13 protein-coding genes and 3 tRNA genes are annotated in these 13,920 nt (G+C 43.8%); 11 read left to right on the top strand and 5 right to left on the bottom strand.

Annotated features, from left to right (window positions below; all coding sequences use genetic code 11):
• Window positions 1–167 precede the first annotated feature (167 nt).
• The 3 genes from C5469_RS08750 to C5469_RS08740 all read left to right on the top strand — a co-directional run bounded on the left by C5469_RS08750 (window position 168) and on the right by C5469_RS08740 (window position 529).
• Window positions 168–243 (top strand) — tRNA-Gly (locus C5469_RS08750).
• 61 nt (window positions 244–304) lie between these two features.
• Window positions 305–380 (top strand) — tRNA-Gly (locus tag C5469_RS08745).
• Window positions 381–453: 73 nt separating this feature from the next.
• A tRNA-Gly gene (locus C5469_RS08740) sits at window positions 454–529 on the top strand.
• Between the two features lie 11 nt (window positions 530–540).
• Here C5469_RS08740 and C5469_RS08735 read toward each other — a convergent pair.
• The 4 genes from C5469_RS08735 to C5469_RS08720 form a co-directional block, all read right to left on the bottom strand.
• Complete coding sequence (locus C5469_RS08735; RefSeq protein ID WP_166305006.1) at window positions 541–873, bottom strand: type II toxin-antitoxin system RelE/ParE family toxin; 333 nt, start codon at window positions 871–873, stop codon at window positions 541–543.
• The gene (locus C5469_RS08730; protein ID WP_166305003.1) at window positions 873–1,148 is read right to left on the bottom strand and encodes a type II toxin-antitoxin system Phd/YefM family antitoxin; all 276 of its coding nucleotides are present in this window, start codon (window positions 1,146–1,148) and stop codon (window positions 873–875) included. Before C5469_RS08730 ends, C5469_RS08735 begins: the two co-directional genes overlap by 1 nt.
• A gap of 335 nt (window positions 1,149–1,483) precedes the next feature.
• Window positions 1,484–2,479, bottom strand: a complete 996-nt coding sequence (locus C5469_RS08725) for a DMT family transporter (protein WP_166305001.1) — start codon at window positions 2,477–2,479, stop codon at window positions 1,484–1,486.
• An 18-nt stretch (window positions 2,480–2,497) separates the two neighbouring features.
• Window positions 2,498–3,688, bottom strand: a complete 1,191-nt coding sequence (locus C5469_RS08720; RefSeq protein WP_166304998.1) for a tetratricopeptide repeat protein — start codon at window positions 3,686–3,688, stop codon at window positions 2,498–2,500.
• 147 nt (window positions 3,689–3,835) lie between these two features.
• Between C5469_RS08720 and C5469_RS08715 the strand changes: the two genes are divergently transcribed.
• Together C5469_RS08715 and C5469_RS08710 are read left to right on the top strand one after the other, a co-directional pair.
• Window positions 3,836–4,753 (top strand): LysR substrate-binding domain-containing protein, encoded by a 918-nt coding sequence (locus C5469_RS08715; RefSeq protein WP_166304996.1) that lies wholly within the window; start codon window positions 3,836–3,838, stop codon window positions 4,751–4,753.
• A 239-nt stretch (window positions 4,754–4,992) separates the two neighbouring features.
• Window positions 4,993–5,448 (top strand): hypothetical protein, encoded by a 456-nt coding sequence (locus C5469_RS08710; protein WP_166304993.1) that lies wholly within the window; start codon window positions 4,993–4,995, stop codon window positions 5,446–5,448.
• Between the two features lie 644 nt (window positions 5,449–6,092).
• Here C5469_RS08710 and queG read toward each other — a convergent pair.
• Complete coding sequence (gene queG, locus C5469_RS08705; RefSeq protein WP_166305167.1) at window positions 6,093–7,250, bottom strand: tRNA epoxyqueuosine(34) reductase QueG; 1,158 nt, start codon at window positions 7,248–7,250, stop codon at window positions 6,093–6,095.
• 171 nt (window positions 7,251–7,421) lie between these two features.
• Between queG and tsaE the strand changes: the two genes are divergently transcribed.
• The 6 genes from tsaE to hflX all read left to right on the top strand — a co-directional run bounded on the left by tsaE (window position 7,422) and on the right by hflX (window position 13,828).
• Complete coding sequence (gene tsaE / locus C5469_RS08700) at window positions 7,422–7,886, top strand: tRNA (adenosine(37)-N6)-threonylcarbamoyltransferase complex ATPase subunit type 1 TsaE (RefSeq protein ID WP_166304990.1); 465 nt, start codon at window positions 7,422–7,424, stop codon at window positions 7,884–7,886.
• A 14-nt stretch (window positions 7,887–7,900) separates the two neighbouring features.
• Window positions 7,901–9,184 (top strand): N-acetylmuramoyl-L-alanine amidase AmiB, encoded by a 1,284-nt coding sequence (gene amiB, locus C5469_RS08695; protein ID WP_166304988.1) that lies wholly within the window; start codon window positions 7,901–7,903, stop codon window positions 9,182–9,184.
• Between the two features lie 11 nt (window positions 9,185–9,195).
• A complete protein-coding gene (mutL, locus tag C5469_RS08690; RefSeq protein ID WP_166304985.1) occupies window positions 9,196–11,097 on the top strand; it encodes a DNA mismatch repair endonuclease MutL in 1,902 nt (633 codons plus the stop codon).
• Entirely contained in the window at window positions 11,090–12,031 is a 942-nt protein-coding gene (gene miaA / locus C5469_RS08685; protein WP_166304982.1) for a tRNA (adenosine(37)-N6)-dimethylallyltransferase MiaA, read from the top strand. The genes mutL and miaA overlap by 8 nt, the downstream gene beginning before the upstream one ends.
• 110 nt (window positions 12,032–12,141) lie before the next feature.
• Complete coding sequence (hfq, locus tag C5469_RS08680; RefSeq protein ID WP_054478358.1) at window positions 12,142–12,450, top strand: RNA chaperone Hfq; 309 nt, start codon at window positions 12,142–12,144, stop codon at window positions 12,448–12,450.
• Window positions 12,451–12,547: 97 nt separating this feature from the next.
• Window positions 12,548–13,828: a ribosome rescue GTPase HflX gene (gene hflX, locus C5469_RS08675; RefSeq protein ID WP_166304979.1), complete on the top strand. Its 1,281-nt coding sequence runs from the start codon at window positions 12,548–12,550 to the stop codon at window positions 13,826–13,828.
• The last annotated feature ends 92 nt before the right edge of the window (window positions 13,829–13,920 follow it).

The following is a 13,920-nucleotide window of genomic DNA, read 5'->3' as shown; positions in this document are numbered from 1 at the left end:
AGCCCGGTATGATGATTAATTAATCTGAGTTGGTGTTTAAATCATCACTCGACCGAAAAGTTTATTTTTTTGCGTTGAAGGGCTTGCGAGCGCAAGGATTTCTCGTATAATGCGCTCCCCGTACCGATGAAGAATTTCATAGGGTATGATGGCATACTAAAAAGATTGCGGGAATAGCTCAGTTGGTAGAGCACGACCTTGCCAAGGTCGGGGTCGCGAGTTCGAGTCTCGTTTCCCGCTCCAAATTTGGTAGTTAGTTGGAAGTTAGTATGTTGTTTCAGGCTGTCATTAGCCCATCAGTGACGCGGGAATAGCTCAGTTGGTAGAGCACAACCTTGCCAAGGTTGGGGTCGCGAGTTCGAGTCTCGTTTCCCGCTCCAAGTTCAAGCCTGAAATCGATATCGTGAGATTAATGTATTGTCTCAAGTTATCACCAGCCAGCCAGTCAGTAATGCGGGAATAGCTCAGTTGGTAGAGCACGACCTTGCCAAGGTCGGGGTCGCGAGTTCGAGTCTCGTTTCCCGCTCCAATCCTTACTTATCATGCAGATACACTTAGCAACCGGTGCGTAAGCAAGGTTTGCATATCCCGTCGACCATCGGCAATCACAAAAATGACCACCTGTTGATCTATGATTTGATAAATGACCCGGTAAGGTTTAAAAAATGTTTGGCGGAAGTCGCGAATCCCTAACTCCTGCAACTCTTTGGGATAATTGCCTTTCTCAGGAAAGTTAGCCAGATTGTCTGCTGTTTTCAGCAACTGATCCAATACATAATCGGCTTTCTCTGAACTGTCATTTTCGACAATGTAATCGTAAATATCCTCTAAATCCGCTTCGGCATTTTTAGTCAGCACTATATGATATGGCATTAGGAGAACTTCCCTTTGTTCTTTAAACGTTGAACCACATCATTTACTGGTGTGACTTCACCTGCTTTAACTTGTTGTTGTCCTAAAGCTAAAATCTTTAACAACGCTATAGTTTCCTGAGTCTGCTCATAAGAGGCAATATCTTGAATCACCGCTTTTGCCTCGCCATTTTGTGTAATAATCATCGGTGAGCGAGACTCAGCGAGTGTCGTCATCACCGTAGCTGCATTGGCTTTTAGGTAACTAATGGGCTTAATCTGTTCTGAATAACGCATAGAATCCCTCATATCAAAGAAGACTAAATATAGACTATAAAAAGTCAATTAATTGATTATAAAATGACTTAACCAATTAAGCAAATGCCGATTTTGGAAAAGTGGAACAAACAAGTCTATTGACATGAGGTAATGTAGGAAAAGTGATTATTTTTTGGCTTGTTAGAGAGAGAGGTTGTGAATTGCATTTCTCCGTTCCAATTTTTGATATGCAAATGTCCGTTGAAGTTTCTTACATTCACGGTTTTTAAGTCCAGAAATCAGGTTTGCCATCAGTTTTTGTAAGATCGACGCTTTTGTTCTGTACCAAAGCGTCGATAGGGTAAAATTCTGGTTTATCTCCTGTAACTTTTTGTTTTAACTATATGGTCGATCCCAGGTTTAGATTTGTGTGGAATAAGTTTCTTACTGGTTGATGTCTTATTGCAGATCAGAATACCTCCAATAACGAGGGCACCTCCGACGAACATTGGGAACGTTAATCCTTCATTTAATAGTACTGCGCCAAGCAATACCGCGGTTAAAGGATTAAGTGCAATGAATACGCCAGAGCGAGTGGAACCAATCCTTTGGATTCCGTTGTAATACCAGATGTAGGCTATTGCTGAACCCACTACGCCAAGATAAAGTACGCTGTAGAGATCTGTAATAGATAATGCATGTATTGCCGATAAATTCATTTGCTCGGTAAAAATGGCAGTTGCTGTCAGCATGATAGCTCCCGCCAGAATGGAGTATGTCACTGTGTGTAGCGGACCGATTTGGTTTACGATGTTCTTGCAGAAGACACTATAAGCAACCCAGCTTAAAACACAGCCGAAGATCAACGCGTCACCTAACCAGTTGCCCCCTTCTCCAACAGTAAGTTGTGGTGCTTTGCTAAAGATCACGATTATTGCACCAAGCAAGCAAAATGTAATTCCCAGTGCTTTTAATGGCGATAGCTTTTCCTTATAAAAGAAATATGAAAAAATCGCCATTATTGCTGGATTCAGCGCTACGATAAGTGAAGCTCTGGATGCGGTGGTGTGATGCAGACCATAAAAGAAGAAAAGGTTGTAGGTGTATATCCCGCAGAAGCCAAGTCCAATGATTTTCAATAGTTGATGCCGATTAATCTTGACGAACATTTTTCCCGATAGAATAAGGAAGATGATTAGTGTCATGGCCGCAAGAATGAATCTCAGGCTTGCTGAGAGTAAGGGGGGCGTTTCGGCAGAAATGTATCGACCTGCAACAAATGTCCCGCCCCAGATGATAGCGACAAGAGACAGCTTGATATAGGTTGAATGGTTGTTGACCGACTGCGTTAATGTGTGATTGCTTTTCATGTTTGTTAGTGTCGAAATTTATATGATAGAAGATGCTTTTAAGGCAGCGTATTCCATGGTCTGGTCCAATATTTCACGTTGAGCACGGCTACCTCCTAATAATGGCCACTTCTCATGGCTGAGGTAGAGTTTGCTTAGACACTCCTCGTAGTGTTTAGCTATGAATAGTAAGATCGCTTTAAGGACGTCTATACCTGTGGAATGTGTGTCAGGTTCGATGCCAAATCCATCACTTTCTGCGATCAGCTTCTCGATAAGGAAAGACTGGTTTGTTGCAGAAAAAGCTAATGCTGCATGGATCTTGTGGAAGTAAGATGTGGATGCGCTGATGCTTCCTGTCCAAAGGATGGCAAGACGCTCCCATATTGGTTGGAACTTGGTATCAGCAGATTTGAGCCTGAGCCGCCATAAGAATCCTACGGCGTCCAGGTCCTGTTTGGCGAATGGATTGTCTTTTAGCGCATATAATTCATCAAAAGCTTGCAGTGCCAGTGTGATTTCATTGGATCGTTCGTAAGCAATAGCCAGATGCCAGTACACATGCATTCGCATCCCGGCGTTGGTTATCCAATTCTCTTTGCAGTCGGTCAGGAAGTGGCAAAGGTCTTTCCAGCGACCTAGCTCATGCAAGGCATGCGCGACAGCATGAATGCCATATATGTTGTTTGGCATTAATTTAACAGATTCAATACCAATCTCTAAGGCATCATTAAAACATTGATCTTCACAAAGGACGAATGATTTTATGGAAAGATAGTATGGATAGAGGTAATGAGTTTTAGGAATGTATGCGTCACAATAAAGCAGAAGAGGTTTCAGTTTGGCTGTTTTTCCTGTACAGAAATCAAGCATGTGAATAAAGAAGATCGCAACAATATCCGATGGGTAAGCTCGAATATGCTGTGTCAGAAGCGATCTCGCGTTATCGTAATCAAATTTCACCCAAGCAGTGAATGCTTTATGGATAAGGCAAAGCTCAGGGCGAGAGATTTCTTGCTCGTCCATTTGAGCTAATATAATTTTGAATCTATAAAGCTCTTTCATTTCGCAAGTGGTGATTGCATCAAGTCCCATCAGGAGTTTTTTGTAGGTTCTCTGAGTCTCATTCATTGGAATGAGTTTGTCTGAAAATCCACGGAGAGATAAGAATGTTCTGTTGATCTCCGGCCATATGGAAGATATTCCGTCTGAAGACCATTGGTAACTCATAAAATCCCCTTTTTAATTAATTATGGTTTGGAAACTCTGGTGAGTGCTAGACGAGCATGCCTTGCCTATTAGCTTTATACCCGCATTGCATATACTTATTCAGATGTATGATCATGAGGAAATGAGTGATTACTCAAGGGGGAGATAGTGACTTTAACTCAGCTCGAAATTTTTGCTGTTGTTGCCGAACGGAAGGGCTTTACCTTAGCAGCAGCCCAGCTCAAGATCTCTCAGTCTGGGGTCTCCCATGCCATCAGAGTCCTTGAACAGGAACTGGGTGTAGAGCTGTTTCATCGGTATCAAGGAATTATTGAACTGACAGATATAGGGGAAAGTTTGCTTCGGAAAGCCCAGGCAATTCTTGGTCTGGCGGAGACCATGCAGCAAGAAGCATCCGATGTACGAGGAATGAAGTGGGGGACGTTGCGGATCGGATCGTTTGGTCCAACCTCATCCCTGCGGCTGTTGCCAGCGGTACTGGCTGACTATCGCAAGCTTTATCCTGGTATTGAGATTCATGTTGATGAGGGACCTGACAGGCAAGTTGTGCAATGGCTTATGGATAGGCGAGTAGATGTGGGATTCGTGACGCTACCGGAAGATCAATTCGATACCTATCCGATTCTTGAAGATCAGATGGTGGCGTTGCTGCCGACAGATCATCCTTTGGCATTGGAAGATACCGTGACATTGAAGGATCTGTGTGTCGGTCCATTCGTGTTGACAGAAGCGGGATCGGCTGAACTGGTTTCCAGACTTTTTTTATCAGCAAAGTTGCAACCCAATATTCGTTATCGAACGTCTCAATTGTTAAGCACCTTGGCCACGGTTGCATGTGGGGATGCGGTGACGATTGTTGCTGAGTCATCTCTGCCGCTGACTATCGAAGCTCGTTATGTTAAGAAGGCTCTGAATCCAAAAGTGAAACGACGCGTTGGATTAGCTGTGTTTGATGAACGTCAGTCGTCACCAGCTACTAAAGCATTTATCACATTGATGACTAAAAAATTTCGCGTAGCGAGTCCGACTTCCTCTTTAATTTCCAGGGTGCTCGTCAACGAATGAGCGCGGGTAGTGTCATTTTGTTGTTGATGGCTAAGGTTTTGCCGGAATCGATCGTTTCGCTGATAATTAGTTGAAGGTGCACGTATAAGCTAAGAAGCGGGAAGTTGTGTATGGAGTATTCTCGGTGAAAATTAGGTGCGCCGAAGTTTTGTGTTTTTTCAGGTAGATGTTGTTCGGTTGAAGGTTGTTTGTTCGAAAGTAACTAACTTAATTTCAATAAAGAGCAATAGGGGTAAGAAATGAAAAAACTACTTTTCCTGGCATTATTGGGGGCTGTATCTCCTGTATTAGCTGCGTCACACACTATTGTTAAGACTGTTAATCCACCTATTCTAATGGTGTTCTCAACGGGTACGGGTTCTTCTCTTAGTCAGTTTTCATTGCTATCGTCAGATTTCCCTTCTGGGACATTGAACGCAACCAAAAAGTTGTCATCAGTTAACTGGAGGACTTCGTCCTATCCCACTACAACTGGAGAACGGGCGGAACTCTGTTACTCCCAACCTTACTCTTCGACAGAAGTTCTTTGCATTCCGGTTGCGCTCAATTCGGCAGGAAGTACGGATGTATTCAACAACTATCGGTTTGACAATGGCGTTAGAGTGGTTATCCGGCATGTGGTGACAAACGGCACGCCTTCATATTATCACAGCCCAGCCGGGCAGGAGCAGGTATCGTTCACTTACAGCTACTAATTGTGTATCTGAGATAGTTTGAACAATAAATGTCAGCCCTTTTGCTATGGGGCTGATATCAAGAGGTTGTTAATGGAGGGAATTAACTTTGGTTTATCGTCGTTTGGTGCAGAGAGTGTAGGGAAGGGTATTATGCTTAATTCCAAAATATTTTTTCAACTTCTGCTTGCCAAATTTTCCAGGGTGGTACATAATGCACTCCTTTCAGTGCCTGGTAGTAATAAAAATATCTTCTTAATCAATAAGTTATATGAGGTTTGATGGGTTTACCTCTCGTTCTAAGTTTCTTCCTCAATGACAATACTCGCTTATTTTGATTCGATTTTGGGGCTATCCCGTTCGATACAGCTTCCTGTTTTTTTATCCACAGAGTGGAAAGTCATTGCCCAATAAATAAGTACGACACCTTAAAATTATCACACAGACTTATCCACAGGCTGTTTCCTTTAGATTTTTCTTATTCTAAATTTTATAAAACAGATGTTTCTTCTGTAACCTATTGATAATTTTTCGGAATGCTCCTTTGTTAAGAAATGACATATTGATCACTTGCGCTTTTTTTGAACATTGATCAGCAAGGGGTTTTTATTTTATTCACAGGAGAATTATCTGACTCTTTTGTGTATTAGATAAATGGCTAATAATTAAGCGTCTCTGGGCAATCCCTTGATTATCGCTTTAATAAGCCGTTTTTGTTGTGAAGTCTGTACATTGACAATATTAGCTTTGCGACGAGTCATTTGTTGCTCAATAGCCCAATGAATGTGTTCATCAAGCATGGTGTTTAATCCTAATTTCTGTTGTAGAGATAGAACGATATCGTCTTGATATGGCGCGTTTCCTAAAGCAACAATAATGTTACGTAACCAGCGTAAATGACCAATACGTCGGATTGCGGAACCTTCCGTTATCCGAAGGAATTTTTCTTCACTCCAATTAAATAAATCCAATAACTTCGGTGCATGTAGTGCTGCTCGTGGACTGAAATCATCTTCATCTGTCAACTGAGAAAAGCGGTTCCATGGGCAGATAATCTGACAGTCATCACAACCATAAATGCGGTTTCCCATTAGTGGGCGCAATTCTTCAGGAATAACACCTTCCAGTTCAATCGTGAGATAGGAAATACAACGGCGGGCATCAATGATATAAGGGGCGGTAATCGCGCCTGTTGGGCAGGTTGTCATACAGGCCACACAGCGGCCACAATGTTCTTCTTGTGGAGTGTCTACAGGCAGGGGAAGATTAATCAGTAGCTCACCAAGGAAAAACCATGAACCAGCTTCTTTATTAAGGATAAGTGAGTGTTTGCCAACCCATCCTAATCCGGCTTTAGCGGCTAGTGGACGCTCCATTATCGGGGCTGAATCAACAAAAGGCCGGAAATTAAGGACTCCCTGATACTCAAAATCATGGCAATAATCTTGAATTTGTTCACCCAATTTCTTCAGGCGTTGGCGTAGTAGTTTGTGATAATCTCTTCCCAAGGCATAGCGGCTTACATAGCCGAGTTCGGGATCATTCAACGTGCTAGCAAAAGAAGCTTTGGCAGGGAGATAATTCATTCTTACACTGATAACTCTCAATGTCCCTGGTAGTAGTTCATTAGGACGTGTACGCATCATACCGTGGCGTTCCATCCATGCCATCTCGCCGTGATACTGTTTATCCAGCCATTCCTGAAATTTTGGCTCTTCTACTGATAAATCAGTATCGCAAATGCCAACTTGCTGAAAACCAAGAAAGAGGCCCCATTGTTTGATATTTGTGGTCAGGAGATTGAGGTCGAGAGGAGCTGCCATGGTGGAAATTAGTTTATGCTGCAAGGAGCCACAGTGTAGCATGATCTGTTGCAGGCTAAAAATAATGAGTTTGGTAATGAAACTGAGTAGAAGACGTTAGATGTTGATAATAGGGCTGTGTTAGGGTTATCGTTTTAACTGATGAGTTAATAAAACAGCAGATATTATTCGATGAAAGAACTTGTTTTGTCACTTCAAAATGAAGATGCGACTGTTTCTCTTGGGCGTGCGGTTGCGGTTGCCTGTAATCGTGGCAGTGTAATTTATTTGTATGGTGATTTAGGTGCCGGTAAGACCACATTTAGTCGTGGTTTTTTGCAATCTTTGGGTCATAAAGGACATGTAAAAAGCCCAACTTATACTTTGGTTGAACCTTATGCTTTAACGCCAAGGCCGGTTTACCATTTCGATCTTTACCGATTAGCTGATCCAGAAGAATTGGAATTTATGGGAATACGTGATTATTTTCATCAGGATGCTATTTGTCTGGTTGAATGGCCTCAGCAAGGAGAAGGCGTGTTACCGGATGCAGATATTAAATTACATTTGAGTTACCAGTCTGAGGGGCGGCAGGCACATTTTATTGCTTTGTCTGAATATGGTGAGAGCCTGTTAGATAATTTGAAATATTTATGAGGGATCACCCGAGTATGATGCGTGCTTTAGTCGCAAAAATGATAAAGAAATGGCAAATTCGTTTTATGATGATTTGCTGGTTGTTTATCATAATGAGCAGTTTAGTGGTGACAACAGCAACAGCGGCAACTTTATCCAATATTCACGTCAGTAACAGTATAAGTGAATCTAAAGTGACCATGGTTTTTTTAGGTGGTCGCCCTGATTATAGTTTTTTCCCACTACATTCGCCGGAACGTTTAGTCGTAGATATCCACCAGTCTGGAAATATTATTGGTTTGCCAATGAGCTTGCCGGGGCAGGACTTAGTGAGGAAAATCCGATCCAGTCAATCACCTGTGCCACAAAAAAAACGTATCGTGCTTGAACTAAATCATAAAGTTAAAGTCAACTCTATAGTGCAGAAATCGGGGAGTGAACATCAGGTTATCTTTACCTTACGGGCTTCCGACATGTCTGTCAGCAATCCTGTTTTCAGAGAAAGCTCACAGGTGGCAGCAAGTAAGCCGTTACTTACTAACAATAAATTACCTGCGACAAAAAAGGTAGTTCCACAAATAATACCTAAAGGCTGTCAGCAGGTCGTTGTTGCTATTGATGCAGGCCATGGCGGACAAGATCCTGGAGCAATTGGACAACGTGGACTGAAAGAGAAGAATGTCACTATCAGTGTAGCGCGTAAACTTGAAGTGTTGTTACGCAATGATCCTATGTTCAAACCTGTTCTGACCCGTAACGGAGACTATTTTATTTCTGTCGCTGGTCGTTCCGAGGTTGCGCGTAAGCATAGTGCAAATATGCTGGTTTCTATTCATGCGGATGCCGCACCTAATCATAGTGCGAGTGGTGCCTCTGTGTGGGTACTGTCGAACAAGCGTGCAAACAGTGAATTGGGTAATTGGCTTGAACAGCATGAGAAACAGTCTGAATTATTGGGTGGGGCAGGTGATGCATTGGCAAATGGGGCAGATCCTTATCTGAGCCAAGCTGTGTTGGATTTGCAATTCGGTCACTCTCAACGGGTGGGTTATAATGTTGCTGTACAGGTTTTGAGCGAGTTGCGTAAAGTCGGTTCATTACATAAACGTTCGCCAGAACATGCCAGCTTGGGTGTATTACGTTCACCGGATATACCTTCAATTTTGGTAGAAACAGGATTTATCAGTAACTCAGCTGAAGAAACATTACTTGGTTCTAGTGATTTTCAGGATAAGCTGGCAAGTGCTATCCACAGAGGATTGCGTAACTATTTTCTGAAAAATCCATTACAGGCTGCACCTAAAACAGCTGGGAAGTAAAGGTTAAAAATATGGCGATCAAGATCTTACCTCCTCAATTAGCAAACCAAATTGCTGCCGGCGAAGTAGTAGAACGTCCTGCATCAGTAGTAAAAGAGTTGGTGGAGAATAGCCTTGATGCTGGCGCTAGCCGCATTGATATTGAAATTGAGCGCGGTGGAGTAAAGCTTATTCGTGTCCGTGATAATGGCTGTGGAATCAATCACCAGGATCTTGCTCTAGCGCTGGCTCGTCATGCCACCAGTAAGATTGCAACACTGGATGATCTGGAAGCCATTATTAGTATGGGATTTCGTGGAGAGGCGCTGGCCAGTATCAGCTCAGTCTCGCGTTTGACATTAACTTCCCGTACGGAAGAGCAAAATGAAGCCTGGCAAGCATACGCTGAAGGGCGGGATATGGAAGTGACGGTGAAACCGGCTGCGCATCCGGTGGGCAGTACTGTCGAAGTGTTGGATTTGTTTTATAACACACCGGCACGGCGCAAATTCCTTCGAACAGAAAAAACGGAATTTGGTCATATTGACGAAGTTATCAGACGTATTGCATTGGCCCGTCTGGATGTATCAATCAATCTGCATCATAGCGGCAAACTGGTTCGCCAGTACCGGCCGGCAAAAGATGAATCCCAGCATGAACGGCGGTTGGCCTCTATTTGTGGTACCGCTTTTATGCAGCAGGCGCTTTCTCTTTCGTGGCAGCACGGAGATTTATCAATCAAAGGGTGGGTTGCCGACCCAATGAATGCTACTGCGAGTGGAGATATTCAGTACTGTTATGTGAATGGACGCATGATGCGTGATCGTTTGATCAATCATGCTATTCGCCAAGCTTATCAGGATTTGATACGGGGAGAACAACAGCCGGCTTATGTTTTGTATCTGGAAGTTGATCCGCATCAGGTGGATGTTAATGTGCATCCGGCAAAGCATGAAGTTCGCTTCCATCAAGCCCGCTTGGTACATGATTTTATCTATCAGGGTGTGACAGCCGTATTAAAACAACGCAGCAGTGGCGCTGAACTGGATATGGCATGCTGTGAACCTGCACCGGTTTGGGAGCCGGAAAACCGCCCATCAGCGGGAGAAAATCATTTTTCCCGGCAGAATAACGCCGCATCTGTGGCAACTTCATTACCAAAAGAAGCTCCGTCAAGTAAGGGGAGCACGGGTTTTTCTCGTAGTGGTGAAAACTACCAGTATCATGGGGACGTTTATCAGAAACGTCAGGGTGAGTTGTATCAAAAGATGATGCAATCTGCGCCGGAGACTGAAGAGAAAAGAGAACTGTTTCCGACAAGAACCGTTCCTGTTATGGTGGAAAAGGTGACTTCTTCTCCTGTTCAGGTTAGAAATAATAGCCATAGTTTTGGTAAAGTGCTAGGCATATATCCGCCATGCTATGCTCTGATTGAATCTCCATTAGGAATTGGGTTGTTATCCTTGACAGTTGCTGAATGTTGGTTAAAACAAGTACAGTTAACACCAACGGAGCAAGGACTGAAATCACAGCCACTTTTGATACCGCTAAAACTTTCTCTCAGTAAAGACGAAGCTGGTGCTTTAAATCGTTATAGTGACTTATTAGGCTCTTTTGGTGTTGAAGCATCTGTATCTCATGGAAAAGCAACACTACGTGCGGTATCGTTACCATTGCGTCAGCAAAATTTGCCTAAATTAATTCCTCAGTTGCTGGGTTACTTGGCACAGCAGCCATCAGCATCGGCAGAACAGGTTGTAACCTGGCTTGCTTGCCATATCGGTAGTGAGCATGAAACGTGGAATGTTGCTCAGGCAGTGCAGTTGTTGGCTGATGTTGAGCGGCTTTGCCCACAACTGGTGAAATCTCCGCCAGGTGGGTTATTACAATTAATTGATTTACAAGCAGTGGTGGCATCCCTTACTCATGAGTGATCAGAAAACTCAACATCTGCCGACGGCAATCTTTGTTATGGGCCCGACGGCTTCTGGCAAAACAGCCTTATCTATCGCTTTACGCCAGCATCTTCCTGTGGAACTTATCAGTGTTGATTCTGCGCTGATTTATCGTGGAATGAATATCGGTACGGCTAAACCGACAGCGGAAGAGCAAACATTGGCACCTCATCGTTTGATCGATATTTTGGACCCTTCTCAACCCTATTCTGCGGCTGATTTCCGTCGGGACGCGTTGAGAGAAATGGCAGAAATTACAGCTTCCGGCCGTATTCCTCTATTAGTTGGTGGAACTATGCTCTATTTCAAAGCATTACTTGAAGGTTTATCACCATTGCCTTCGGCTGATCCGGTTATTCGGGCGCAGATAGAACAACAGGCAGCAGAACAAGGATGGGATGTATTACATCAACAATTACAGAAGATTGATCCTGTGGCTGCATTAAGAATTCATCCAAATGATCCGCAGAGACTTTCCCGGGCATTGGAAGTTTTTCTTATTTCAGGTAAAACTCTTACTGAACTGACTAAATTGTCAGGCGAAGATCTTCCTTATCGTGTCCATCAATTTGCTATTGCTCCAGCAAAGCGTGAGATCCTTCACCAACGTATTGAAGAGCGTTTTCATCAAATGCTTGAATCAGGGTTTGAAGAAGAAGCTAAAGCACTTTATGCTCGTAATGATCTGCATGTGGACTTACCTTCTATTCGTTGTGTTGGTTATCGCCAGATGTGGTCCTACCTTTCCGGCGAGATTGACTATGATGAAATGGTTTATCGCGGTATTTGTGCGACGCGCCAGTTGGCAAAGCGTCAAATAACTTGGCTCAGAGGTTGGAAGTCGGTTCATTGGTTGGAGAGTTCCCAACCTGAACAGGCTTTAAGCACAGTTATGCAGGTTGTTAGTGCATAGGTTTATTGATTGTGTACAATTGATGAGTACCAAAGCGCAATTTTTGAGTAGTTCATTTTTTCGAACCTCTAGGTTCTTAGTTAAAAACAACAAAATAAGGAAAATATAGAATGGCTAAGGGGCAATCTTTGCAAGATCCGTTCCTGAACGCATTACGGCGTGAAAGGGTCCCGGTTTCTATTTATTTGGTCAACGGCATCAAATTGCAGGGTCAGATTGAATCTTTTGACCAGTTTGTCATTTTACTGAAAAATACGGTTAGCCAGATGGTTTATAAACATGCCATCTCTACTGTTGTACCTTCTCGCCCGGTTTCTCATCACAGTAGCAATACAGGTGTAGGGGCCAGTGTAGGTAATTATCACTCCGGGGGAGCCTCAGCTCCAGCAGCACAACAGGACAGTGATGGCGCTGAATAAGCTTGAGAATAGTGACTGAATGAAGAAAAACATAGGTAGGGAGGTTTTACCTATGTTTTTTCCTGTAATTTTTGACTCAGCCTGAGAGGTCGCACCTTTGTTTGAGCGTTATGAAGGCGGTGAACAAGCCGTTGTGGTGCATGTTTTCTTCTTGCAGGATAAAGACACCGATAATCTCAGAGAGTTTGAATCACTGGTAATTTCTGCTGGTGTAGTTCCTGTACAGATTGTCACGGGAAGTAGAAAAGCCCCTCATCCGAAATATTTTGTCGGAGAAGGTAAGGCTGAGGAGATTGCTGAGGCTGTACAGGCCAGTGGTGCTGATGTTGTGTTGTTTAATCATGCACTCAGTCCTGCACAGGAGCGCAATCTTGAACGGCTCTGTCAATGTCGGGTGATCGACCGTACCGGCGTGATTCTGGATATTTTTGCCCAGCGGGCACGGACTCACGAAGGGAAGTTACAGGTAGAATTGGCGCAGTTACGCCATCTTTCTACCCGTCTTATTCGTGGTTGGACTCACCTTGAACGCCAGAAAGGTGGGATTGGCCTAAGAGGGCCAGGGGAAACTCAGCTTGAGACGGATAGGCGTTTATTGCGGGATAAAATTCGCCAGATTTTGAGCCGTCTCAGCCGGGTTGAGAAACAGCGAGAGCAGGGGCGTCAGGCGCGGAATAAAGCGGATATACCGACGATTTCACTGGTGGGATATACCAATGCCGGTAAATCGAGCTTGTTTAACCGTATGACTTCCGCTGAAGTTTATGCGGCTGATCAATTATTTGCTACTCTGGACCCAACGCTGCGGCGGATTGAAGTTGATGATGTTGGCACTGCGGTGTTGGCTGATACTGTTGGTTTTATCCGTCATTTGCCTCATGATCTGGTTGCGGCATTTAAAGCCACATTGCAGGAAACCCGGCAGGCAACATTATTGCTGCATGTCGTTGATGCTGCGGATAGTCGTATAGACGAAAATATTGCCGCAGTTGACAGCGTACTGGAAGAGATAGACGCTCATGAAATTCCGGTACTGCTGGTGATGAATAAGATTGATATGTTGGGAGATTTTACACCGCGTATTGATCGCAACGAAGATAACTTACCGGTCAGAGTTTGGTTGTCAGCGCAAACCGGTGAAGGTATCCCGTTGTTGTTACAAGCGTTGACGGAGCGTCTTTCGGGTGAAATCGCACACTACGAATTGCGCTTGCCGCCAGAGGCGGGTCGTTTACGCAGCCGCTTCTATCAACTTCAGGCAATAGAGAAAGAGTGGATAGAAGAGGACGGCAAAGTTGGTATCGAAGTGAGAATGCCGATTGTTGACTGGCGCCGTCTGTGCAAACAAGAACAGGATTTGCTTGATTACATCGTCTGATTTATCTGGCAGATGAATATCAGAAAACTTGTGTGATTGAGAGTTAGCTTGTTTACAAGCAGCTCTTAGCCTGAAAAACCAATCATAAAAGA

Origin of the sequence: Photorhabdus cinerea, from assembly GCF_011189575.1 — a bacterium.
In the GTDB taxonomy this organism is placed as follows: domain Bacteria; phylum Pseudomonadota; class Gammaproteobacteria; order Enterobacterales; family Enterobacteriaceae; genus Photorhabdus; species Photorhabdus cinerea.
Note: the sequence above shows the minus strand (reverse complement) of the source record. Positions and strands in the feature narration are given on the sequence as shown.